Below are 26,475 nucleotides of genomic sequence, written 5' to 3' on the forward strand. Positions count from 1 at the left end.
GAATACTTATCACATTCAAATGAAGCTATGAATTTAAAGTTAAAAAAGAAATAGAATAAAATAATTTCATGGTTGTTGCCTATGAAAAGTATACTTGTCGTGGAAGACAATCCTTTAATTATGGAACTTGTCAGGACTCTACTGGTTTCATTTGGATACGAGCCAATAGAGGCTGTGGATGGATCTATAGCTATAGAACTATGTAAAAAAAGTAAACTAAACCTTATATTATTAGACATACAGTTGCCCGGGATTGACGGGACTGAAGTATTAAAAATATTGAAAGAAGATCCTGCCACACGGGAGATCCCGGTTATTGCCCTTACAGCCCATGCTATGCGCGGCGATGAGGAAAAGTTTCTGAAAGCAGGATGTAGCGGTTATGTTTCCAAGCCTATCGATATCCATAGATTCAAATCGATTATAGAAGAATTCATCGCATGAAGTGAAAACAGAGAGCAGGGGTATTATTTTTGTTTTATGGGAACTATATAATGCCAGGTTTTTTCAGAAATATATTTGGGAAAAAATCGGATGAGTTATTGAGTATTTTAGTTGCAGGACTTTTTTTTACATTCTTTGCCTCCTACTTTGGCCTTTTTGAATCCATTATTTTATTCGTTGAAGAATACAATTCCCGGAAGCTCGGAGGGCTGCTTACTCTTTCTGTCTATCTCACCTTTGCTCTAGGAATTTTCTCTCTGAGGCGCTGGATGGAACTTGAAAATGTCCTGGTACTCCAGGAGCAGGCAGAAGAGAGCCTCAGGGAGAAAGATAAAAGATACAGGGCTCTGTTTGAACAGTCAAATGATGCAATCGTGATTCTGAACGAGGAAAAAGTCCTGGACCTTAATAAAAAAGGCCGGATAGCCCTCGGGCTGGGCGATGGGGAGCTTGAGAACGTCTCATTGGAATCACTGGTGCCCGGAGAATATCTGCCGACAGTAAGGGAAGCCCTGAAATCTACCCTTGAAAACGGGGATGCACGTTTTGAAATGAAAATTCAGAAACATGACGGGGCTCTTATTGATGTGGAGGTTAGCTCTTCTTTCTTGAGTCTTGAAAACAGAGAAGTCCAGTTTGTTGTCAGAGACATAACGTCACGTAAAAAAGCTGAAAAGCTCGAGCGGGAAAGCCAAGAGAGGTTGAAAAAGCTAATTGACAATGCCCTCTGTGGTATTTTGCTGGTAGATGCCACTACACACGAAATAGTGGAAGTAAATCAGGCAGCTGAAGAAGCAATAGGGCTTTCGAGGGAAAATCTAATCGGACATGTTTGCCATAAATTCATCTGTCCTGCTGAGAGAAACAAGTGTCCGATAACTGACCTGGGGAGGACTGTCGACAGGTCTGAAAGAATACTACTCAGAAATGGAAAAGACGAACATTTACCTGTCCTGAAAAGTGTGGTGCCTGTAAAAATAGGAGATAGAGAGTACCTGATAGAGAGCTTCATCGACCTCTCAGAACGCAAAAAAGCCGAAGAAGAGCTGTTGCAGGCAAAGCTTGCTGCTGAAAGTGCCAATCGGGCCAAGAGCGAGTTCCTGACAAACATGAGCCATGAACTTCGGACCCCTCTTACCGCAATCATCGGATTTTCGGACGTGATGCTTGGCGGAATGAGCGGAGAATTCAATGAGCAGAATAGAAAGTTTCTCAACAATATAGCCAACAGCGGAAAACATCTTCTCACTCTAATAAATAATATTCTTGACCTTTCCAAAATTGAAGCAGGCAAGATGGAACTGGAGCCGGAAACGTGTTCAGTATCCGAGATATTTAACGATACCAGAGCTATAACCTCAGCTCTTGCTCTGAAAAAAGATATCTCAATGAAATATAGTGTGGAGCCCGAGCTTTCGGTCTATGCTGACAGGGTGCGTTTTAAGCAGATTATTTACAACCTTATAAGTAATGCCATAAAATTCACATCAAAAGGCGGGTCAGTAGCAGTTTCAGCCACAAAAGCAGGAGACTCTGTAAGGGTCAGTGTTTCGGATACAGGGATAGGAATCTCAGAGGAAAACCAGAAATTCCTTTTCCAGCCATTCAGGCAGATAGATGCCAGTATTAATCGCCAGTATGAAGGTACAGGTCTCGGGCTGGCTCTTGTCAGGAAGTTTGTAGTCCTCCACGGAGGCAGGGTTTGGGTCGAAAGCGAAACTGGAAAAGGTTCGATTTTTACATTCGAATTGCCTTTGAAATACAGGAAACCTTCCGAAACATGCGTAAGCGGTCCGGGTATTTCCGAAAAAGCTGTCCCGCTGATAGCCAAAAAGGAAGAAAAGGAAGAAAAAGAAGAAACTTCAGAAACCTTAGAGCCAGAAACACATGATGAAACCGGGACTCAGTTAATGACCCCCGTAATTATAGAGCCTTACGGAACCACAGGGGATGAGAACCTTGTACTTGTTGTTGAAGACGATGAAATGGCAAGGGAGCTTCTAATTATCACACTTTCTGAGGCAGGATACAGGGTTGCTTCAGTTTCCAGCGGGAAGGAAGCTCTTTTGCTGGCGCGTAAATTGAAGCCTTCTGTGATTACTCTTGATATTATGCTGCTAGGGGTTAGCGGCTGGGATATTCTGAGAAACCTTAAAAAGGATTCTGCTACAGCCGGTATCCCTATCCTGGTTATTTCCATGGATGATGACAAAAACTGCAGCATTCTATGGGGTGCGTTTGACCATTTGATTAAGCCTGTAGAAAAAGAACATCTCCTTTCCAGTCTGCAGAAAATAAAAGGAAGAACAGCTGCAAACTTATCTCCTCAGATTCTAATCGTAGACGATGAACCGGCTATAATCGAACTCCTCAGTTCCATTATAGAGCAGGAAGGATACGAACCGGTCTGCGCATACAGCGGCAGGGAAGCAATCGAGAAAACCAAAACATGTCACCCTGATGCGATCCTCCTTGACCTCATGATGCCGAAATTTACGGGTTTTGATGTCATCAAGGCTCTTAAAGAAAATCCAGAGACTATAGACATCCCTATCATCGTATGTACTGCCAAGGATCTTAGCTTTGAAGAAAAGGAGCTGCTCAACAGAAATGTTTCGTGTGTTATGCAGAAAGGAAACATAAACAGGGAAATCCTTCTGAACGTCCTGCATGGGGTTGAGGATGGAAAATTTAAAAGCAGACTACTAAACCCCTTAAAAAACCCTCAGCAAGCCCTTAAAAAATCCTTAACAAGCCCTTAACAAAACCTTAATTCTATTAGAAGCAGGAGCGATTTCAATAAAGAAGTAGGTTTCAATAAAGAAACAAATTTCAATAAAGAAGCAAATTTAATTATCTGCAGGCTCTTCTTTATTAAGGAAGTCAAGAATTGCCTCTGAATATTTATCAGGGAAATAGCGTTCTCCGGAGTGCTTTGTGTTCTCAAAGATAATAACCTGTACCTCCGGAAGCTTCTCTGCCATTGCAAGAGTAATTCCGGGGGGCGTGTACTCGTCTTCCGTACCAACAATAAGCAGGGTTTCGCTCCTTATTTCAGGCAGGCGTTCGTAGGTGCCGTTCCATTCCAGGTTTGCATCTGCCTGTTTCCGGATTGTCGGGCTTATTTCAGAATTGTCTGCAAAGGATTGAAACATACTTTTGAGAAGTCCGGCTTCAGGGGCATTAACACTGTAAACCGCAGACGAGAAAATTAACTTATCAACTTTTTCAGGATAATTAAGAGCCAGTTCCTGGGCAATTGATGCACCCATTGATGTCCCGAATATACTGGTTTCCGGAATTTCAAGCGCTTCAAGCAGACCTGCAGTATCACTGGCAAACAGTTCAAGGGAGTAATTTTCCCCGTTATCCGAAGAGTAACCTACTCCCCTGTTATCGAATGTGATAACCTTGTAGTCCTGAGCCAGCTCCCATACAAAAGTTTCGTTCCATGTATCCATGGTTCCCCCAAATCCCATTATCAATAAAAGTGGCTCTCCTGACCCAAATTCACGGTATCCGAGTTCGACTCCGTTAACAGAAACATAATTTACAGGGGAAGAGTCGAGGGAAAAGTTTGAAGCCATTAATTGCTTAGCTGAGTCTTTTTGTTGGGCACCTGTACACCCTGAGCCTGCAATAAATATAAGAAATAATACCAGGAAGAGAAGGCTCGTCAGGATAAACGGGTTCTTCCGGATAAGCGGACTCTTCAGAGTATTCAGAGCAAACAAGTTCTTCAGAGTAAATGGATTCTTCAGAATGATCGAATTCTTCAGAATAAATGGGTTTTTCAGAATAAATGGGTTTTTCAGAATAAGTGGGTTCTTCAGAATAAATGGGTTCTTCAGACTAAACGAGTTTTCCAAAGATAACAGGCTTTTAAGACTCATTGCCTTTGGTTAAACGCAGCCTCTAAGCATAAATGTTCCTGCTCCGATTTCCATATCTGGAGATAGTTTGGAAACAACGAGGAAGTATCTTACATCAGAATTATCTTTGTGTTTCCTGAACAATCATCAGGCCAGTCCCTCATTCTACCTTGATCCTGAAAAGAAAGCTCCTGTCCAGAATCCGGACCTGTAATAAATTTTCAACTCTCATTGAATTTTTCCTTATCAGAGAATCACTGCCAATTTCTAAACTGGAGTTCATAATACAGTGTTTTTTGAGTTTTATGAATTTATCTCCAGACTTTCAAAGAATATTCAATACTTATAACAGAGAATTTATATATATTTGAGACAATTAAATTAACCTGAACTAATAAATTCATATCAGGTTTAGAAACAGCTCCTGCAAAGATTCCTTAAGGAGGGATGGTAGCAGGTACGTAAAATTCATAAAATACAAAACTAATGATGCCCGGGCAGGACATTACAATCAAGAGGCAAAAGCTGACCCTCTTTACCCCTTGCCTGAAAATCGTTTCGTATGGCTTTTTGATAGCAAACTTAAAGCTCAGCTTAATGGGAGATGCCTCCGCATCATGAAGGATGTCTCCAGATCGAGGCCAAGGCGTGCGTTTTTGGTCTTAGGAAAGTAACCTGGTAAAACAGGAGAGACTGTGAATGTATAAATATGGCATAGCTATTTATTAGTAATTAAATATCAGCTGATTAGACGAACAATCTGAGTATTGGCTAATCCGCTTTATTTATAATATCATAGAAACTCTATTTAGAATTCTTATCAGGAATTTTTATTCAGGATTTCCTATCCGGAATTTCTATTTAGAAATCTTTCTTCAGAATTCACTATTATGATTTAATCTGCTTTTACCGGTTAAAATATGATGAAGCTTTGTAAAAAATTGAAGAGCATTGCAGGGATGTAATGCAAAACGATCCGGAAAATAACCAGCCCAGGAATAATATCCTGAGAATATATGCAATTATTGGTTCAGTACATGCAGAAAAATTAATTCTGCGATAAAGCAACCACACCTTTGATTAGCATATTTTCCGAAGCTTCATCCGGAACGAAAAATGTCTTTATAGCAACAATTCAAAAAAGTTGATCGACGTTGTCTCAATTTTTTAAAAGTATACAAAACCCCGAAAAAGTCTAATGTCACTGACCTCTCTTTGAACAGGTCCTTCGTGAGAAAAGCCCTGGCCTTTCCCTATCTGAGAGGGCTGGAAATCAGGCTACAAACTCCAGAAAACATAGCTTTGAAACTCCAGGAGACCAGGGTATGATAAGCGATGAAGAAATGAGATCCGGGAATATTTTGAATTTGTTCTGGAAATTTGCCTTCCCGGCAGTTGTGGGAGTCGTCATTGCCGGAATCCAGGGAATAATCGACGGTTTCTTTATAGGGAACGCAGTTGGAAGCCAGGGACTTGCAGGTATTACCCTTGCTTATCCCCCTTATCTGGCTATAATCGGAGCAGGTATAATTATCGGAATCGGCTCTTCCAGTCTTACAGCCCTGAAACTAGGAGAGGGGAATACCAGGGAAGCCCTGGAGATTGTGAACAATGCTTTTCCCTTAAGTCTCCTTGCAGGAGCCATTCTTACTGCAGGCGGGCTGATCTTTTGCGAAACCTCTATTAACTTACTCGGGACCAGCGGGCCTGCCCTCTCCTTTGCCCGTGAATACCTCCAGGTAATTTTTGCGGGTTCGGTTTTTATGATTCTTACTATTGCCCTCGAGCCCCTGGTAAGGAATGACGGGAAGCCGAAACTCTGCATGAGCATCATGGTTGCAGGCGTGGTCGCAAACGTCGTACTTGACTACCTTTTTGTCATGCGCATGGGAATGGGAATGTCAGGTGCAGCCACTGCGACGATAATTTCCTTTGCCCTGCCTGCAGTACTGCTTACGAGCTACCTTTTCGGCAGCGAGGCTAAGTTAAAACTCAGGCTTAAAGCCATGAGAATTAAAACCACTACTTCGATGCAGATCCTTAACGCAGGTGTCCCATCTTTTGTGATGCAGATGTCGTTTGCTCTCGTACTCTTTGTGCAGAATTACATGCTGCTCAATTACGGTTCCGAGCTTGCAGTCTCAGCCTACGGTATTATCGGGTATGTATTTTCAGTTTTCTACATGCTCTTTGAAGGGATAGCCCTTGGTGTGCAGCCGATTATAGGTTTTAATTACGGGGCTGGCAACTATGGAAGGGTTTTAAAGACCCTGAAACTGACAATGCTCTCATGTACCCTCGTTGGAATTCTGGGATTTGCACTGGTCTACCTCTTCCCGGAAAGCCTGGTACAGATCTTCAGCCAGAATGACTTCGAGCTTCTGGAAGTTACACTTAGAGGAATGAACATTTTCATGTTCTCCCTGCTCGTTGAAGGCATCGTGCTGCTTACTGCCATTTATTATCAGTCGATTAACAGAGTGAGGGCAGCACTTTTCATCCATCTTGGAAAGATCTTTATTTTCCTCTTTCCTTTGCTGTTCATTCTGCCTCAATTTTTCGGCCTGGACGGAGTCTGGTCTGCACCGCCGACTACGGAATATATCATGATGGCAGTGGTGACAGTTATGCTTGCAAAGGAATTCAGGTTCCTCAAGAACAACGGAAATCCAGAGATCAAGCAGCAGCCAGCAGAGACGAAACATGTAACATCGGTTTCCAGAAACAGTGTAAAAGCAGGGAATGAGGAGAGTACAGGTTTTATCACTCTCAGACACGCTGAAAATAGAGAAACCTCGTAAACTCCCTAAATTACCTTTTTCTGGACCCGTCATTTTTCTATAAGATAAATCCGTTTCTCTAATTTGACTGGTGGAGGATCAGTGACTGAAAATCGTAAGCAGGATAATGGTTTTTAAACACTGCCAAATCAATGGTGTGCCCGTTTTGTCATATTTGATCAATAACTCGTCCACTACCCAATTTGCCTGAAATCGAAAGCATCAATTAACTTATTTCAGCCAGATATTTTTTCTATCCGATCTTCTCTTCTTTCTTAATGAATAGGTTTTTGGCTCTTTGCTGTTTAGAGTGGGTAACTTCCATTCATCTCCTAAGGACCCATCACAGAATAACCTCTGCAGATCTCCGATTGGACATATTAATTTTCACGATCGGGATCGCCAATTAAAGTTACAATAAATAATAAGTTGCATAGGTTATTTCGTTGCGGGCACTACGTGTTAAAATAGCATATATAAAATTTAAAAACAATTAGTGTTAAAAATCACATTCAAGACTGATGTTTCTCTTTTTGGCTTGGCTACTTTCCCACTACGAAATAATTTTCAACCCCTACAAAACAACGAAGAGCCCAGTTTTTCAATTCATCCCAGGTCGCCTGATCATTGACGTGATTCTTTCTTTATTTATTTCTGAATAAGAACTGCTTAAGAACTGATGAAACACAATCCTGCCGCCATAAATAAACCCTTTATGGCTTTACCAATTTATGTCTAAAGAGTAAATTATTCTCAAACAGAACTAACTGCTTTTTTTACGAGAGAGCGCACCATTATATGGCTGGAGGATGATCAGTTCTGAAGCAAGATCCCGTGTCTACATCAAAGGACTTATACAGTTGCCCACTTTACAGACAGTTATACTTTATTGTACTGAAATAATATTTTTATATATCGTTCAGACAGAAGAATTAACTTTATAACTCACAAAATAGGGTCGAAGATACTGTTTTTTGTAAATAGTTATAAAAATAATATAAGCAAATATATTTGCGCTTTGTTTAAAAAATAAGAATAAAATCAGAAGAATATGAATCAGACCAAAAAATAATATATATCACCGACTTTTTTTAGCATGTATACTCTTCCAGCATTAGTACCTGTTTTTTTTAAAAAACTAGGCATGTATCTGCCTAATATTTTCTTCTATTTATAAAACTAAATGAGTATACATGCATTAAATGTAAACTTTGAATTTTTTTGTATATTTTGGATGAAAGTTTTTACAAAGTTAAAAAGGAGATGCACATGGAAAAAAATATCGATATAAAGCACAATAAGAATATAATAAAAAGAGCTGCAATCTTTAGCGGACTCTTTGTCCTATTTCTGATACTCGGCTCATCGGTAGCGGTGGCGGAAAATGATCCTCAAAGTTTTGAAATCGCTCTAAATCCTGAGCTCGCGCCAGAAAACCCTGACTTTATCGAATATCAGGAGAGTAATATTTCCCCTCAACCGGAACCTTCCCTGGATGGACATGAATCTGGCCTTATACCTGCACCCCTTGACCTTTCTTATATTAGCGATATTTCTGTCGCAGACTCATCTGTCCCAGCTTACTATGACCTGAGAACCCTGGATAAAGTAACAACTGTAAAAGACCAGGGTAATGCAGGGACCTGCTGGGCGTTTGCAAGCTACGCCTCTCTGGAATCATATTTAAAGCCTGGAGAAAACTGGGACTTTTCAGAAAACAACATGAAAAATCTGCTTTCTTCTGCATATTCGGAAGGATTTGACCGCGATCCCAATGGCGGAGGAAACAGACTTCAGGCAGCTGCCTACCTGAGCCGCTGGAGCGGACCCGTGAAGGAAAGTGATGACCCCTATTCAACTTCGTCAGGAGTTTCTCCAGAAGGCCTGCCCATAAAGAAGCATATACAGGACATTCTTTTTATTCCTAACAGGGCAGGTTCTCTGGATAATGAGGGGATAAAATGGGCAGTCCAGAAATATGGGGCAGTATATACCTCGATGTACTATTATAATAACTCCACTTTTTATTCTCCTGCTAATTACAGCTATTACTATGATGAAGCCTTGATACCTAACCACGCTGTAGCCATTGTGGGCTGGAACGACTCTTTTGACAGAAATCGATTTTCTCAGGTTCCTCCAGGAGACGGGGCATTTATTATGAAAAATAGCTGGGGTTCAGACTGGGGTGACAGTGGATATTTCTATGTATCCTACTATGATTCAAATGCAGGCAATGGGAGTTCTGTTTTCACTGCTGAAAATCCAGATAATTATGAGTACATCTATCAGTATGATCCCTTTGGGTGGGTCTCCAGCCTGGGATACACTAACCCCACTGCATGGTGTGCAAATGTCTTTACTGCAAATTCCGAGGAGGCACTTAAAGCTGTAAGTTTCTATACAACAGATTCAAATTGCAACTATGAAATTTATATTTATACCAATCCGGGTTCCGGTCCCATAAGTCAGGCAGGCCCTGTTCTTTCCAAAAACGGGACATGCTTAACTGCAGGCTACCATACAATACCCCTTGATTCCGAAGTTCGGCTTATGACCGGCCAAAAATTCTCAGTCGTTCTGAAACTTACAAATCCTACATACAGGTTCCTGATCGCCCTGGAAAAGCCTAAAGAAGACTGGAGCAGTAAAGCAAAAGCAAATTCAGGAGAGAGCTTTATAAGTAGTAGTGGGATAACCTGGACAAATATCAATGCATCTTATCCAAATACAAATGTATGCATCAAGGCTTTTACAAACCCTGTTTTGCTTCCTGTTGCAAATTTCAATACCAATGTTACTGAGGGTTATGTCCCCCTGTCTGTACAGTTTACTGACCTATCTGAAAATACAACAGAAAGAAGCTGGGACTTTGAAAACGACGGAAACATAGACTCTACAGAAGCAAATCCGGTTTATATGTACTCAGCTCCAGGATATTATACCGTTAATCTGACTGTAACCAATGAGAATGGTACGGACTCAAAACTGGGTATAATAACTGTTTTAGAACAGCCCTTACCTCCTGTAGCTAAGTTCTACAGCGATGTTACACAGGGTTATGCCCCCCTTTCTGTACGGTTTACGGACATATCGGAAAATGCAACAGAAAGAATCTGGAACTTTGGCGATGGCACATATTCAACAGCTGTTACCCCGGTTCACAAATACAATAAAGCTGGGAAATACACCGTCAGCTTAACAGTAAACAATATAAATGGAACGGACACGGAAACAAAGTCCAAATATATTCTGGTCTCCAAAAAATGAAAGACTAAATTAAAAAATAATAAAAAAGGCTAAAAAGATATGAGATAATTTGGGCAGCTTTCCGAATTCCAGCTGCCGGGAAATATGCCTGAAGTTCTATTTGGGTTCAGGCAGTTTCCTTTTTATTGACAAATCGTGAAATCACAGAACTTTTATCCATATGAACATCATTTCAAAAACACTTAATCTCTTTTTATTCCTCTAATTTAAAGTTTTAGAAATTCCGTTAGCTCTAACCTCATAAGACTTACTCAAATTAAAAAGAAAGATATAGAAAACCTGAGAAAAGAAATCCGAAAATATAAGCCAGGTAACAGACGATTTCCTTTTTTACTGGCAAAAAATATATTTACTTTAACATAGTAAGTGCAACATTATAAATTTTTAATTGTGAGCTTCGATTCTTAATTATAATCCAATTCTTAACTGTAGCCAGATCCTTGACTCAAATCAGATTTTAACTCTCATACTAAATTCTGAGCCTATAATTCAAAAAGGATACTCGACCCTGATGAAACAAAACGATAGTACACAGGAAAAAGCCCTTAAAGTAAAAAGGTTTGTCAGTTATCTCTTACCGGCTATCATATTTGCCCTGGCTTTATGGACTCTGGATAAACAGATGCACCACCTGCGTCTGAGCTATGTTCTGGAAAGTATTGCCGGTATTCCTCTAAGCCATATAGGGATCGCTATAGGTTTAACTTTTTTAAGTTATGCCGTGTTGACAGGTTACGATTACCTTGCAGCCCGCCATATCAACCAGGTCCTGCCTTATAAACAGGCCGCAAGAACCTCTTTTATCAGCAAGTCTATCAGTCACACTGCGGGCTTTAATTTTCTGACAGGAAGCTCTCTCCGCTACAGGCTATACTCAGGATATGGGTTGAGCTTGAGTCAGGTATGGGAAATCATAGTTTTTAGCGTCTCTACCTTCTGGGTAGGATTTTGTTTTATTGCAGGCTTGCTTTTCACATTTTATCCTGTAAAACTGTCGAATTATACACCTGCGATCCCTATTCCTTTAAATGTCGTAGGAATCCTGTTACTGCTGCTTGTTGCTGCTTATTTCTATCTCTCGTTCCGAAAACGGGACCTTGAGGTAAGGGGGTATAAGATAAGGATCCCTGAGCCAAAAATTGCTCTCCTGCAGCTCGCCTTATCCTCCGGGGACTACCTGATTCCAGGTAGTATCATATATCTCCTCCTGCCCTCAAACCCGCAGCTTACTCTGCTACATGTGCTCGTATTCTTCATGCTGGCGCAGCTGATAGGGTTGATAAGCACTGTCCCTGGTGGGCTCGTTGTTTTTGAGACTGCCATGCTGTTTATGCTGGAACCTTATTTCGGCACGGTCGATATCCTGAAGCCTCTTGTGTTCTTCAGGCTTATCTATTATTTTGTCCCATTCCTGCTCGGTTTTCTGGCTCTTATATTTCACGAATTTGAAGAGAAAAAAGAGTTTCTGAAAAAAGCCGGAAAGCTCACCTATTCCAGCCTGTCGGAAATAACGCCCCAGGTCTTTTCGATCCTGATCTTTTTTGGGGGCATTTCCCTTCTCTTCTCCGGAGCCCTGCCTTCAAACCCCAGGTATCTGCATGAAATCACATACATGGTCCCTCTTCCTTTGATTGAAGCTTCCAGGCTCTTTGGAAGTATAATAGGTGTATTACTCCTACTTCTGGCAAACGGGCTATGGAAGAGGATCGACGGGGCTTATGTGCTCTCCCTTATAGTCCTTTTACTGGGAGGTGGCTTTGCCCTTCTGAAGGACTTTGATTATCATGAAGCTGCAGTGCTTTTTACTATGTCTGTCCTCCTGTTTCCCTCGAGGAAGCATTTTTACAGGAAGTCTTCACTTTTGCACCAGTCTTTTAGCAGGGAAAATATAATTGCAATAACTCTGGTGCTTGTAAGCTTTATCTGGCTCGGATTTTTCTCATACAGGAATGTGGAATACTCAAACGAACTCTGGTGGCAGTTCGGGGTAAATTCCCAGGCATCGAGCTTTTTGAGAGCCGTAGTAGGAGTCTTCTTCCTCCTACTGATCCTCGGGGTCATGAAAATGCTGAGCCCCTTTTCAAAGGATATCCACCTCCCGGGAGCTGAAGAGCTGCAGCTCGCAAAAACGATTGTAAGGGACAGTAAGGAACCCCTGGGAAACCTGGCGTTTACAGGTGACAAATACCTTCTTTTTGATGACAAAAAAAAGGCTTTTTTGATGTACGGAGTCTCAGGAAAGAGCTGGATTGCTATGGGAGACCCTGTCGGGCAGAGTGACAGGATAAAAGAGCTGATCTGGGACTTCTATGAAATGAGCAAGCTGCATCAGGGGAGAGCCGTCTTTTACGAAATAAGTGAAAAACATATCCCTATTTACCTTGACCTTGGACTGACCCTGATCAAAATAGGGGAAGAAGCAAAAGTTCCCTTAGAGTTCTTTACACTGGAAGGAAGTGCAGGCAAAGATTTCCGTTATGCAGTGAAAAATGCAGAAAAAAAAGGTTACTGGTTTGAAATTATCCGGCCAGAAGACGCAATTGCCCTCATCCCTGAACTTAAACAGGTCTCAGATGCCTGGCTGGAAATGAAAACCGGAAAAGAAAAGGGATTCTCAGTAGGATTTTTTGACGAAAAATATCTAAGTAATTTTCCTCTTGCGATTGTCAGAAACGAAGAAGAAATCGTTGCCTTTACAAATATCTGGACAGGAGCAGGCGCAGAAGAATTCAGTATCGACCTGATGCGTTACAAATCCAGTGCTCCGGCAATGGATTACCTTTTTGTCAAACTCATACTCTGGGGAAAAGAGAACGGATACAAACACTTCTCCCTAGGAATGGCTCCGCTTTCAGGCCTTGAAAAAAGGCAGTTTGCCCCCCTCTGGCATAAAGTCGGGTCTTTAATCTTTGCCAACGGCGACTATATTTATAACTATAAAGGTCTGAGGGCATATAAAGAAAAATTCAATCCAATCTGGAGCCCGAAGTACATTGCTCTCCCGACAGGGTTTAAGAAGAGCCTTGCTCTGAAAGATATCGCAGCCCTGATCTCAGGGATGAAAGATCTCTTTTAAGAATGCGTAATTTTTTCGAACTTATCCAGCACCATAAACATAAATTCTTTCGTTCCAGCCAGATGTTTCTCCTTCCCCACCATCTCTTCTTTTTTCTGAATAAACGGCCCGTTCCCCATCTCATTTCCGAACCGCCCTATCATGGACTTGACCCTCTCTTCATGCACTTCAGGATGGAACTGCAGAGCCAAAACTTGGTTGTCATATATGAATGCCTGGTTCCTGCATCCCTCACTTTCATAAAGGTGCACAGCTCCCTCGGGCAGATCAAAAGTCCGGGAATGCCAGTGAAAAACTACGATCTCTTCCGGTAGCCCTTTGACAAAATCAGGTTTATTTTCTACTGCTACCGCCTTTATAGGGAACCAGCCCATTTCCCTATGCCTGTTTTCATAGACGCGGGCGCCGAGCACATCGGCAAGCAACTGAGCGCCGAGGCAGATCCCAAGAACTGGTTTTCCTGCTTCGATTGCCTGTTTGATAAAGGCTTTTTCGTCTCTCAACCAGGGATTTTCGTCATAATCGTAAATTCCCATAGGGCCGCCCATAATAATTAGAAGGTCAAAAGAGTCAAACGAAGGTGGATTTGTAATTTTGTAAAAACGGGTTGACTCAAGGAGGTGGTTTTTAGTTCTGGCATATTCTTCAATTGTACCAAGGGTGTTAAGGGCGGAGTGCTGGAGAACGTGGATTTTCATAGATAATCAGTTTAACTTTGAGACGTGAACATTTAGAGTTTTCCATTCATCTGTAACATGGAAAAATGGGTGATTCTTGATTAGTCGGTTGATGCTGTTTACGAGAATGCTATAGAGAATCCTATAGAAAAACTGTAAAGAAATTCACTACCTAGTCCGGGAAATATATCTCTCGAGCCCGGAAACAGCATTTTAATTTACAGCTACATATAAACACCTCCGCCAGCTCGTCTGGCGACCCTTAAAAAAAAGAAAATTGAAACTGAAAAATAAATGTTGGAAAGAGTGATTTTTCAGATAGTTTTAGCTTTTTATTTGCTCCTTGATGGGATTTTGGTTTTTTTCATTTTTGACTTTTTCAGTAATCTTTTATGTTGATTTTATCAGCTTTCTCTTTTTTTTGGGTAGGCTGCTCTACTGCGTCGAGCGTGACAGGAAGGGTTTCATATAGCTAATAACGGCACATAGTTCAAAGTTCAGGATTCTGCATATAGAGCCAATCAGTTTTCCTTTATGCTCAAAAATCAATTATAAAGGCGTCCAATCTTTACACCTTTATTTCCCATGAGATGTGCCGACCCACTCACAAACACGAGACGAGAAATATCGTATGATCGTGCTGCGGTTCACGGGTGTTTTCATCTATCGAGGAAAATTTACGAACACCCAATCGAAATAAACTTATTTATATTCCAGAATGTTCTAAAAGATGATAGACAATGAAACTTGACACTATAATACGCAGTTTTCTGATAGCTGGTTTGATATCTCTTTTAGCATTGATTCTGGAATCGGCTTACTACGGGCTGCGCAACGCGGCTTATTCTATTACCAGCCCTTTTGTCAGTACAGGTATAAGCAGCCCCATAAATATGATATTGATAACTATAATATTCGTATCCAGTTTCTTAATCATGTTAAATAAGCTATCTAAAAAAGAAAGAGTGTGAAAAGATACAGATTTTCTTCACTTCAAATCCCGTATAAGTTTAATTCTTATCAGTTGACCCTTATCAGTTGAACCTTTATCTATTGGACCTACCAATAAGATCAATAAGATCAATAAGACAAATTAGTGCGCTTTTAGAGATGTGAAGCTACATTGATAGAAAGCTAAGTGCTTGCTGTCAAAAACTTGAAATATCTTAAGATAGCCTCATTTCGTCCTTTGATATCCAGAATAACTCCTTCCCACTTGTATGAGGCAGTAAAAAGAGAGGAGTGTTAATTCTAAAAACATGTGGATAGAAAAGTTAAGAAAAAGGTTACCAGGGACCTGATTAAGGTCTGCACTGCTATTTATAATCTGCAAGATTCGTTTTGATAACTCTGAATACTGAGTTTTTGGATCACTCGTTTTCAGAATGAAAGGATTTGCACCATTTTCTATTGCCTGGTGCATAAGTTCTTCTCCTACTTCCGTAAATAGAATGAAAGGAATGTTGATTCTCTTACCGCGGATAGTTCTCAGGAACGTGATACCATCATGTTAGAACAAAAAATCAAATTGCGTGCGGCCACCCCACCCTAAACAGGCTGTCCGACAATTACCTTGGGTAATTAGTGTCCACAATATAGAATATGATTCTAATTATATAATTCTCAAAAGAATATTTTGATTTATGGCGTTTATCAAATCATCAAAGAATCAAATTTGGATTTTACCTCCAGATATTCGAGATCTTATTCCTTCAGATCATATCTGCTACTTGATTGAGTCTTTTATAGATGAAATAGATTTCAGTGAATTTGAAACAAGGTATGATGGTTCTGGACACCCAGCTTATCATCCATGCATAATGTGTAAAATTTTGATTCAATCGATGCTTGATAGAGTTCGATCATCGCGAGCGATAGCTCGCAATGTTCGAGAAAATGTAGTTTACATGTATTTGGCTGAAAATCTACAACCTGATTTCAGAACAATCAGTGACTTCAGAAAAGAAAATGAGAAACTGATTACTAAATTGTTCAAAAACACAGTTAAGGCAGCTAAAGATCTAGGAGTAATAGGTCTCGAGCAGTTAAGCACCGACGGATCCATGGTAAAAGCTTCTGCGTCAAAAAATAATGTGGTTTTGGAAGAGGTCTTGAGAGTTGTTGGAGAATATGTCAACAATGAATTAAAAAAAGGTATTGAAGTAGACAAACTTGAGGATGAACATTTTGGTAACTGCCGTGGGTATGATCAATTAAATGAAAGTGGAAGATACAAGGTAAAAGCTGTAGTTGCGAAGTACATAAAGCAAGTAAATAAGGATAATTCTAACGACCGAAAAAAAGAGATTAAAGATATCGTTAAGGAAGCACTTAATGAGTTTGAAAAGGACAGTATTGAGAAAGTAAGCTTGACTGATAAAGAATCTCGTTTTATGAAAAACAAAAAGGGAGTATTTGAACTGGCATATAATGCTCAAATAACAGTGGACCATAGACTGGGGTTTATTGTTGCAAATAATATCTGTCAAGATAGAACTGATACTTATCAATTGAAACCACAGATCGAACTTGTTGAAGAAAATTGTGGTTTCTTAAAAGAAGGTACTAAGATATGTGCAGACAGTGGATACTATAGCGGAAATAACATTCATTATTTGAACGATAAAAAATTGGATGTATATATTCCAGAGCAAAAAGAAGTAGATAAACAAAGAACAGAAAACGTTGAAGACAACAGATTCGATATTGGTAATTTTGAGTATAATGAAGAAAATGATGAGTTTATATGCCCTGAAAATCAAAGATTGAAGTTTTTGTATGAGGGTTATGAGAAAAAAAGGAAGAGAAAATACAGACTTTATAAAGGAACTGAATGCAAAAAATGTGAATTTAGCAAAAATTGTACAAAAAGGATGGATGGAATCAGGCACTTAAAAGTAGCTGAATTTTCAAAAGAAAGAAAGCAATTAGCCGACAAAATGGAAACAGAAGAATTCAGAAAAATATATGGGCAAAGAAAGCAGGTAGTAGAACCTGTAATTGGAAATTATAAAGAGAATTTAGGGTTTAGAGAATTTCTAACCAGAGGATTGAAATCAGTCAGGAACGAATTTAATTTAGTTTGTACCTCAGTTAATTTAAGGAAAATCTGGATTTACTCTAATAAAAACAAGATCATTGGAAGGGAAAATAGAAATAAATGGAACTTTCACTCTAATATTTTAGCAAGATGAATAGAAAACAAATCTCATAAAAAGTTCCAATCTACTAGCAGACGATTTTATTTCATTACTAACAGTAATTGTCGGACAGCCTGTAAAGGTCAGGGTATTCGTGACCCTCTGCACTCCCATAGTAATAAACATAATTTAACTCCTTCTACTATCGGCAATAATGACAGATATCAAGAATTACGTTCATCTTTTATTGAGCGAAAATTTAATGAATGGTAAATTTGTTGGCAAGACTGTTGGCCACATTAAGACAATTACATTGACGCCAATTCTCAGCACATTAATCCTAGTCTAGTTCCTCCTATGAATGGCACTTGAGGCTAAATTGAAAATATTTAAAAATAATGCAATATTCCATAAATTCAGAATATAATCATGAAATGAAATGGAAATGAATCAGTTTATGATTCCTTATTGGTATCAAAAGAGAAGTTAATTTTGTCTATGGCATTTACAAAAAATAACGGCTGTACAAAAATTTTGCATTACTACACAAAAAATTCGAGTTACAAGTATCATATCCCTTTTAAAAAATAAGATGATGGAATTTGAACCTGCGAATTCCTTTAATAAAACCTTAATCCAATCATGTTCGGCCTGGCAAATAACCCTTGCATAATCTGTTCATAAGTGCTTTTTAAGTAATTGAAATAAGATACAACCTTTTGAATAATTTCCCAAAATTTGTGCTGTACTCTTGAAAGTTAAACGAAGTTTACCTGTTACCCCTAATTCATTCTCATCTCGGGTTGCTGTAATGAATGTACTCGTGAAAGTTAAGCGGAGTTTATCTGTTATCCAGAAAAAATAGAAAAATATTGAGAGAGCTTTTGATAGTATGAGAGCCCATCCCAAAACCATTTTCATTCCTATATCTAGAACTATTTTGATGATCCGAACCTCGATTGACTATTCCAAATTCGAAGTTCGTAAGAGTAATTTTGAGTTTTGGGATCAGCTCTGATAGTATATTTAAATTTTCCAAACAGGATATATATGCCAGAATTGATTTGGGTACTTTGAGTAATTATGGGACTGTATGAACCTGAGATACAAAATCAAGCACGATTGAACATGGGCAAAGATAGAAAATGAATTATTTGGATAGGAGCACGTAATTAAGGAGTTGAGCTTATTAACAATGTAAACGAGCAAGAACTTGATGTTAGATTAATTCAGAAAAACGAAAAAAATATAGAGGCAATATTTAAAATTGATTCTGATGCATTCAATGAGAATTTACTTAGTAACTGGTCATTGGTACCTTTTATCCGATTTGGACACGTTTTCGGTCTCTTTACCTGTAATTCCTTGAAAGGTTTTGCCATATTTATGAGAGCATGGGATAATCCAGAAATTGCTTATCTGGTGGAGATAGCAATAGAAGGAGAAAGTCAAGGAAAAGGACACGGATACCATCTCATGTTACAATCCCTATTACATCTGAAAAATGACGGAATCTCTACCGTTGTTTTAACTGTTGATCCGGACAATTCGAGGGCCCGGCATATTTATTGTGATAAATTTGGATTTGAATTTGTAGAATACCGCAAGAATGAATATGGACAGGGGCGCGACAGATTGTTCCTGAGATTAGACCTGGAGAAATGGACTCAGTAATCCTCTAATTTTTCCTCCATGAAAACAGGATAGTTATCAAAATCATTAACCAAAATCATTAACCAAAGCCACTAACGATCGGTCAATTGAGACTTCACAGAACCGAAACAGTCAAGATTTAAATACAAATGTGTAAGAATAAAAGGATTTTCGAAGGGAAGGAGGAAAAAGATTTTTAATTTAAAAATAGACCTCCTAGAGAAGCAGGAATTACTGAACTAATTTTTACTTTAAAAAAACTGCTTACCTTCAGTTGTCCAAAATATCAACTGTGTAGATATATATTCCCAGAATAGAGTTAACAAAAACAGATGCGAGGGGTGGGATTCGAACCCACGAAATCCTTCGATATCGGATCTTAAGTCCGACGCCTTTGGCCTGGCTGGGCAACCCTCGCGCCTGGAGAAAAGCTGGCTTACTTTGAGCCGCAGAATTTCATCATCCGGACATGCTCTAAATAAAGTTAAATTATTTAAAGTTTATTCTCTACCTTATGGAGATTATATTTCTTGGCACTGGAGTTGCGATCCCTCAGAAGGGTCGGGTACAGTCCGGAGTACTTGTCAGGCTTGAGGAAAAACCTCTGCTTGTCGATTGTGGAAGCGGCGTCTTAAGCAGGTTTCCCGATGCCGGAATCTCACATACCGAAGTGGATACCGTACTTCTTTCACATCTTCACCTTGACCATGTAGCTGACCTGGTTCCCCTCCTGAAGGCAAACTGGCTTAGAGGAAAGACCAATATGCAGATCTATGGACCTGACGGAACCGAAGACTGGCTATCAAAGATGCTCGGGGCTTACGAGTATATTCAGGACGAAGTGGACGTGGATGTTATAGAGCTCACTCCCGGAAAGGAGTTTACGCCTGAGGGTTTTGACTGCGAGATAACCTGTGCATCTGCTGCCCACAGCGTCACGACTCTGGCATACCGCGTGACTGCAGAAGATGGAGAATTTGTTTACTCAGGGGATACCGAGCCCTGCAGGAATATAATGGACCTTGCAGTTGAAGCCGACCTTCTGATCCATGAATGCTCCTTCCCTCCCGGTACAAAAGTAACAAACCACACAACTCCGAGCACACTGGCTGAAATGCTTGAAGACTATAACAAAGAGATCGGAAGTATTTGCCTTACACATTTCTATCCCGAAATGAAAGGGCATGAAAGAGAAGCAATACACCGCCTCAAAGACTATGTTGAAGGAGAGGTGATTCTTGCAGAAGACCTTATGAGGCTTGAGCTGTAACGCCCGAGTTTCGCTTCCCGAGTTTCGCGTCGGGAGCACGAGGTCCTTTTCGCTACGCTTCTCTGCGCTCAAGAGGACTAATTTATGGCTCATAGCAGTGAACTTCACTCAGGAGGACTTAATTACAAATATCTCAAACTACAAATATTTCTGACCCATATAACATTATTTGCTTTATCAAGTCGTTCTTATCACGCTAAGAGAAGGAGAGCGGTCTTTTCCGCGAAAAAGAAGAAAAAATAGGAGAGAAGAAAAGCTACAAAGTAAAAACGGCATAAAAAAGGTAAATGTTAAAGAGTATAACTTTACTTTTTTCCGTGCCTTCTGTTTTAGTTTCTAATATATGAAAAATACTTTTTTTCGGCTTCTTTTTGCTTCTTTACCTTTCTTTTCTTTTGATTGGCTTCCGGACAGGTTGGCAGAGGAGTATATTGCCTGTGAATTTGAAAGCAATTTAATTTAAAAACGGTTTTAAGGAGTGAGGAAAGTATTTTCGGACCGGGTGGAGTATATTACTGCTGCGTCGGGAAATAAAGAAACTATCAAAAGGCATGCAGCCCCATCCCTTAAATAGCATAAAAATAGACATCTTTTGTTGAGGAATAACTCTAATCCAGACTTAACCAAATTAATCAGACTTAACCAAATTAACCAGAATTAGCCAAATTAACCAGAATTAGCCAAATTAACCAGACTTATGCTTCTATTGTGGTGATCATATGGCAAGAATACTTTCGGAAACAGATATTGGAATATTGAAAACAGTTGCCCCGGAGTGTGAAGGATATCTCTGTTCAGGGTCAGGAGTGAATTACCGTTCTATCCTTCCGCCTCTGGCAAACCATTACTCAAAAGATGCAGCCGATTTCCTGAGAAGGATTAAGCTGCTATCCAGATACGACCTTGAATACCTTGTCAGACTCATTCTATCAGGAGAAGAAAGCCTGGGATGCGTGCCTTTTAATTACATTACCCTCTTTGTGGAAAATGTATCAGAAAGGCTGGGTGAAGAGATTGCAGCTCAGGTCAGGAAGTCGTACGAAGATTCCGAATGTCCTGCCTGAAAGACCTGAAAAAGCCATAGAAAATGGATTAAAATTAAGTAAGGATTGAATTAAGTAAGGATTAGAACTAAGTAAATTAGAATTGGCTAAAAAAGGCTCTGGTACTGTGCTGAGAGTTCAGACAGGTACCATTTACTTACTCTATGCAGTATAATGCAGCTTCTAAATCAGTGAATGCAGCTCTTAAATTAGTGACTACAGTTTATCAGGGACTGATCAATAAGGTCCGGAGAAATCAATACAAACCCGGATAAGCCTTCTATGCTCTCCCGTATTTGTCTTCAAACCTTTCGATATCGTCTTCTCCCAGGTAATCTCCCTGCGCAATTTCAATGAATACCAGGTTCTGGCCGCCTATGTTTCTAACGCGATGTATTTCGTTTACCGGCAGGTCGACAGAATTTCCTACAAGTACCCTTATCTGGTCACCATTTTTAGTTACGAGTCCTTCTCCGCTGACTATGTACCAGTGCTCGTTCCTGTGAGCATGGCGCTGAAGTGATATTTCTTGCTGAGGCAGGACAGTAATGCTTTTGACCTTGTACCCCGGCCTCTCGGTAAGCACCTCATAGAAACCCCAGGGCCTTTTTGACTCACGTTTACACTTTTCCAGGATTGTCTCATATACCCTGATATAACCTTCTACCATCCTGTCAACGGAGAAGCGTTTTTCCACGCTCTCTCTGCACTTTTTGCGGGATATGGTGTCCAGCCTCTGGACAGCCTCTGCAGCTTCATCCACGCCGTTTACAAGGAATCCGGTCTCTCCGTCACTGATCAGTTCAGGCATGGCACCTCTGTTTATTGCAATTACAGGTGTCCCGCAAGTAAGGGATTCAACCACGCCTAGACCGAAAGGCTCATCGTAATTGATCATATGCAGGAGAGCACGGGCATTTGATAGAAGCTCTTTTTTGCGCTCCTGGGATACGTGCCCTTCGTAAATTATCTGCTCGTTGTCTATATGGGGCTCGACTTCATTCTTGAAATATTCAGAATCTGCAATGAAGCCAGCCATTCTTAATTTCATTCCTGTCTTTTTTGCAACTTCTATTGCCTCTTTTGCGCCTTTATCTCTGTGAATGCGTGATATAAAAAGAAGATAGTCTTCAGGATTATCATTAAAAGGAAAACTCTCCACATCTATCCCGTGTCGAACCGTTGCTGTATAATCCAGTTCGTTGCACCGATAGGCATCACTTATGGATACGTAAAAAGTACTGTTATTGTATTTTTTATAAACTGGCAGGATTTTCCGTGAAGAAAAGCCGTGTATAGTTGTTACAACAGGCGTATCTACAAGCTTACTGTAAGTAAGAGGCAGATAATCAAAATGGTTATGGATTATGTCAAATTCATTTGCCCTTTCAAAGACCTCTGATATATGCAGGCCTTCGTACACCTTTGCAATCATATCTTTATCTTCTTCGTACGGCCTCGGGCATACTGCATGAAGCTTACCTGCAGTATGCGAATCAGCTGTTGCAAACAGCGTAACGTCAATACCCCGTTTTACCAGTCCTTCGGTTAATAAGGATACCATTGCCTCCCACGGACCGTACTTTTTAGGCGGCGTGCTCCAGGCAATCGGAGATAACATAGCAATTCTAATAAAGATCCCCCCAGAACTCTATACTTATAAGCTCACTTTTCCTCTGTTTTAAACTACTTTCCCAATTCTTATTCGGAATCAAGATGTCTGTGCCCTTCAAATGTTCTGCAGAACTCTTCAGGACATTGTTCCTCAGGGCACCCATGGATATATTTCAGGACATCGCAAACTTTTGCGGTTGCCAGGGATACAGAAGTATCTGCACTTCCATAATAAATACGAATTTCGTCATTAGTCAAGACCCAGCCACAGGGGAAAACAACATCATTAACGTCTCCACTGCGCTCATACAGTTCACGGGGTCCGAAAACCCATCCTTCTGACCTGTGGAGGACTTTTTTGGGATCTTCAAGGTCAAGAAGAGCCAGCCCAAGCCGGTAACTTGTTTTTGATGTTGTTGGGCGCACTCCATGATACATTATTAGCCATCCGTCAGATGTACGGATTGGTTGAGGGGACAAACCTATCTTATTGGCATCCCACCACCCTCCTTCCCGGGCATACAGAAGAACCTGATGATCACCCCAATATCTCATATCCGGGGAAAAAGATATCCAGATATTTGCCTTTGCATTTCCCATTAAAGAGACCGGCCTGTGTAACATTGCCCACCTGCCGTTAAACTTTACAGGAAACAGGGCCGAATCTTTGTTTTCAGGTGGCATAGTAGGTCCTACCCGCTCAAAATTGCGGAAATCCTCTGTAAAGGCAAGAGCTGTTAAGGGACCAGAATCTGAAAAAGCAGTATATGCTACAGCCCATTTTCCCATCTCATCAACATAAGTCAGACGAGGGTCTTCAATTCCATATATCTCTTCAGGATAGTTTACAGGATCGGGAGTAAAGGTCGGTTCAGTGTCAATTTCCCATCCATCGATTCCGTTTTTACTCCTGGCCACCGTAAAGTGAGAAAAGCCCCTGTGGTCTTCAACCCGCACCAGTAACAGAGTTTTACCATCAACTATCGCAGCTGCAGGATTAAAAACTGAATTGGCCTGATACGGCCAGTCTTCAACGGTAAGTATAGGGTTCTTCTTATGCCTTACAAACAGTTCTCCATGGTCTTTCCAGATTACCATATCACCACTCACTCTGCCTGATTTGTTGATAGTAGGCTTTTTCTCTTTGGCAGGACTTCTTCACTTACTACCTGCTGGAATAAGGCACCATAAGCTCTATCTGCATATTTATTTAAGGAACTTAAAGCCATAAGGTAGCAGATTACGGACTCTGCACCCTGGTTGCAGTTCATTCCATCACAGTTGAGCCCATCGCAGACCGCACCTGTTGAGATATCATACATCGGAACTAGCAGGCGGTTTCTGCCCAGGAAATACTCAAAAGAGTATCTTGCAAGGTCCAGATATTTTTTCTCGCGGACAGTTTCATAAGCCGAAATGTAAGCCTGAGTCAGGTAACCTGCCTCTATGGGCTGCTGGTCAAAAATCGGTTTTTCCCCATCACAGGAATACCAGCCCTGGTTTCCAATGATATCAAAAAAGTCGCCTTTCCATTGGGCCTCAGTAAGGAAGTCCAGAGTGGCAAGACCAACTCTTCTGTAAGTCCGGTTTTTAGTGTACTTATATGCCAGTATAAGAGATTCACTCAGTTTTGCATTGCTGTAGGTGACCGTAGGTTCAAACCAGTCCCAACCTTCTTTACTGTTAGCTTTGTAAAGGTCAACCAGAGAATCTGCATGGCTGATAAATATGGATTCAAAGGTGTCCCTGTCTACGAGAGAGTCTATGGGTCTGACAGCGTCCCTCCGGGAGTTAAATACAGATTCAAAAGAGTCCGCATCTACGCCTGCCTTGAGCATCTCATACAGCCCGCACATGGTGTAGGCTTTTGCCCTCGGATAACTCAGTTTTTCCATCTGTGTTTTTGACTTGCTGATAAGCGTATGTGCAAGCGTACGTATATTTTTTGAGAGGTGAGGACAGCTGACCACATGCCCAAGCCCGTAAATCGCACGCCCGAGAGTATCTTCGCTTCCTTCCTCGTCCAGAAATTCCCTTCTATAACTCATAAAGTTATGAAAGTGCCCTGAATCTGTCTGGGCATGTTCAAGGAAGCTCATATAGGTTGTAATTAACTTCCAGAATTCTTCGGCTTTTTCATGGCTATCGATAAGCTGCGTTAATACAACAAGTCCCCTGCCTACATCATCGGTACTGTATCCGTGATGCCGGGCAGGCACACCCAGATTAGTGTGCTGTATAATCCCTACATCATCGGTCAGCAGTTTAAGGTAGTCAAGTCTAACTTCGGGAAGCTGGTTTGGAAGGAAATTAAATCTGTTCTGTATTCTTGGATAGGTACTGTATTTCTTCAAAGCCTTGCTAAAAACGGCATTATATTCTTTACCTACGTTTTTCCAGGTCATTTTTCTACCAAAATCGTATGCATTTTTACGCATATTATTACACTCGTCCGGATTTTCAATCAGGTATAAAAGGGAATTTTTAAAACCTTCCTTATCTCCGAAATCTACCAGCATCCCGCGATTATCGGAAAGCATTTCCTGTGCGTACCAGTAAGGAGTGGATACTATTGCTTTTCCCATGCCAATAGCATAGGTCAGGGCGCCGCTTACTATCTGTTCTCTGGAAAGATAGGGAGACGCGTAAATATCGCTGGCAAGGATATAATTGCAGAGCTCTTCTTTTTCGACAAACTTGTCGTGAAATATTACGTTATTCTCAAGCCCGAGTTCGGAAACTCTGGTCATAAGATACTGCCTGTATGCTTCTCCATTGTGTTTTTTGACCACAGGGTGGGTAGCACCCAGTACAAGGTAGACAAGGTCGGGATACTGGCTTACAACATCAGGGAGAGCCTCGAGCATGCTTTCGATACCTTTGTTCTGGCTCAGCAGACCAAAAGTAAGAACAAGTGGAGATCCTTTAAGACCCAGTATTTTTTTATATTTTTCACAGTTGTTAAACGGATAGTCCGGCACTCCATGAAAGATAATCTCTATTTTGTCTTCAGGAGCGTTATAAACATCTTTTAGCATGTCGACTGCAGTCTGGCTCATTACAACCAGCTTTTCAGAGTACTTTATGAGTTTTTCTGTAGATGTACGGTATTCCGGCTCCGGCTCCCGAATCACAGTATGCATTGTAGTAATCACAGGTTTGTTTATTCCGGAAAGGAGAGTGAAAATATAATCGCCTGCGTTTCCCCAAAAAAGACCGAATTCGTGTTGAAGACATACTATGTCTGCATCTGACTGGTTTATAAAGTCTGCAGCCCTGTAGTAATCTTCTATTTTGTCCCTTTCTATTTGAAAAACGACCTCTTCCGGATAATCGTATGTTTCAGAAGGGTCATTAAGGGCGATGACCTCACAATGTATATCATCATGCACCCCGGATACTGAATTCAAAAGATCAAAAGTAAATGTAGCAATCCCACATTCTTTCGGAACATAAGTTCCTATAAACAAAACTTTCAGTTGCTTATTCAACTATTTCCCCCCAAACTTAAGGTAATCAGAGCCGTACTTCTCGCTAATAGAGCTTTTAAAGCACTTAATTAAGTCTACTCCCCACCTAACAATACTTAATTAAGCAGTACTCCCCGATTTTTTAATTATGCTTCATAATTCTTCA

14 protein-coding genes and 1 tRNA gene are annotated in these 26,475 nt (G+C 40.5%); 9 read left to right on the top strand and 6 right to left on the bottom strand.

Going from position 1 to position 26,475, the window contains the following annotated elements; translation table 11 throughout:
• Nucleotides 1–81: 81 nt before the first annotated feature.
• Together ACZ5A8_RS13065 and ACZ5A8_RS13070 are read left to right on the top strand one after the other, a co-directional pair.
• Nucleotides 82–444 carry a response regulator gene (locus ACZ5A8_RS13065; RefSeq protein ID WP_464529554.1) on the top strand — a complete coding sequence of 121 codons (363 nt, stop codon included), beginning with the start codon at nt 82–84 and terminating at the stop codon, nt 442–444.
• Between the two features lie 98 nt (nt 445–542).
• A complete protein-coding gene (locus tag ACZ5A8_RS13070; protein ID WP_464529556.1) occupies nt 543–3,206 on the top strand; it encodes a hybrid sensor histidine kinase/response regulator in 2,664 nt (887 codons plus the stop codon).
• An 87-nt stretch (nt 3,207–3,293) separates the two neighbouring features.
• On the opposite strand, the gene ACZ5A8_RS13075 is transcribed toward ACZ5A8_RS13070, so the two are convergent.
• Nucleotides 3,294–4,178 carry an alpha/beta fold hydrolase gene (locus ACZ5A8_RS13075; RefSeq protein ID WP_464529558.1) on the bottom strand — a complete coding sequence of 295 codons (885 nt, stop codon included), beginning with the start codon at nt 4,176–4,178 and terminating at the stop codon, nt 3,294–3,296.
• Between the two features lie 1,463 nt (nt 4,179–5,641).
• Between ACZ5A8_RS13075 and ACZ5A8_RS13080 the strand changes: the two genes are divergently transcribed.
• The 3 genes from ACZ5A8_RS13080 (at nt 5,642) to mprF (ending at nt 13,442) form a co-directional block, all read left to right on the top strand.
• Nucleotides 5,642–7,117, top strand: a complete 1,476-nt coding sequence (locus ACZ5A8_RS13080) for an MATE family efflux transporter (RefSeq protein WP_464529559.1) — start codon at nt 5,642–5,644, stop codon at nt 7,115–7,117.
• 1,248 nt (nt 7,118–8,365) lie between these two features.
• Complete coding sequence (locus ACZ5A8_RS13085; RefSeq protein ID WP_464529560.1) at nt 8,366–10,366, top strand: lectin like domain-containing protein; 2,001 nt, start codon at nt 8,366–8,368, stop codon at nt 10,364–10,366.
• A 511-nt stretch (nt 10,367–10,877) separates the two neighbouring features.
• Nucleotides 10,878–13,442 carry a bifunctional lysylphosphatidylglycerol flippase/synthetase MprF gene (gene mprF / locus ACZ5A8_RS13090; RefSeq protein WP_464529562.1) on the top strand — a complete coding sequence of 855 codons (2,565 nt, stop codon included), beginning with the start codon at nt 10,878–10,880 and terminating at the stop codon, nt 13,440–13,442.
• Here the strand turns inward: mprF and ACZ5A8_RS13095 are convergent.
• Nucleotides 13,439–14,140 carry a type 1 glutamine amidotransferase gene (locus tag ACZ5A8_RS13095; protein ID WP_464529563.1) on the bottom strand — a complete coding sequence of 234 codons (702 nt, stop codon included), beginning with the start codon at nt 14,138–14,140 and terminating at the stop codon, nt 13,439–13,441. The genes mprF and ACZ5A8_RS13095 overlap by 4 nt on opposite strands.
• A 1,622-nt stretch (nt 14,141–15,762) precedes the next feature.
• Here ACZ5A8_RS13095 and ACZ5A8_RS13100 point away from each other — a divergent pair.
• The gene (locus ACZ5A8_RS13100) at nt 15,763–17,313 is read left to right on the top strand and encodes an IS1182 family transposase (protein ID WP_464529075.1); all 1,551 of its coding nucleotides are present in this window, start codon (nt 15,763–15,765) and stop codon (nt 17,311–17,313) included.
• 1,257 nt (nt 17,314–18,570) lie between these two features.
• On the top strand, nt 18,571–18,933 hold the full coding sequence (locus ACZ5A8_RS13105; protein ID WP_464529565.1) for a GNAT family N-acetyltransferase: 363 nt from the start codon (nt 18,571–18,573) through the stop codon (nt 18,931–18,933).
• A 312-nt stretch (nt 18,934–19,245) separates the two neighbouring features.
• On the opposite strand, the gene ACZ5A8_RS13110 is transcribed toward ACZ5A8_RS13105, so the two are convergent.
• Nucleotides 19,246–19,330: transfer RNA gene (locus ACZ5A8_RS13110), tRNA-Leu, on the bottom strand.
• Between the two features lie 96 nt (nt 19,331–19,426).
• Here ACZ5A8_RS13110 and ACZ5A8_RS13115 point away from each other — a divergent pair.
• Together ACZ5A8_RS13115 and ACZ5A8_RS13120 are read left to right on the top strand one after the other, a co-directional pair.
• A complete protein-coding gene (locus tag ACZ5A8_RS13115; protein ID WP_464529567.1) occupies nt 19,427–20,182 on the top strand; it encodes an MBL fold metallo-hydrolase in 756 nt (251 codons plus the stop codon).
• A gap of 719 nt (nt 20,183–20,901) precedes the next feature.
• The gene (locus ACZ5A8_RS13120) at nt 20,902–21,246 is read left to right on the top strand and encodes a hypothetical protein (RefSeq protein WP_229388301.1); all 345 of its coding nucleotides are present in this window, start codon (nt 20,902–20,904) and stop codon (nt 21,244–21,246) included.
• 259 nt (nt 21,247–21,505) lie between these two features.
• Here ACZ5A8_RS13120 and ACZ5A8_RS13125 read toward each other — a convergent pair whose 3' ends face one another.
• From ACZ5A8_RS13125 to ACZ5A8_RS13135, 3 genes are all read right to left on the bottom strand, one after another.
• Nucleotides 21,506–22,846 (bottom strand): glycosyltransferase, encoded by a 1,341-nt coding sequence (locus ACZ5A8_RS13125; protein WP_464529569.1) that lies wholly within the window; start codon nt 22,844–22,846, stop codon nt 21,506–21,508.
• An 80-nt stretch (nt 22,847–22,926) separates the two neighbouring features.
• A complete protein-coding gene (locus ACZ5A8_RS13130; protein ID WP_464529571.1) occupies nt 22,927–23,937 on the bottom strand; it encodes a glycoside hydrolase family 130 protein in 1,011 nt (336 codons plus the stop codon).
• An 8-nt stretch (nt 23,938–23,945) separates the two neighbouring features.
• The gene (locus tag ACZ5A8_RS13135) at nt 23,946–26,330 is read right to left on the bottom strand and encodes a glycosyltransferase family 4 protein (RefSeq protein WP_464529572.1); all 2,385 of its coding nucleotides are present in this window, start codon (nt 26,328–26,330) and stop codon (nt 23,946–23,948) included.
• Between the last annotated feature and the right edge of the window lie 145 nt (nt 26,331–26,475).

The sequence above is a fragment of the Methanosarcina subterranea genome (genome assembly GCF_055385895.1).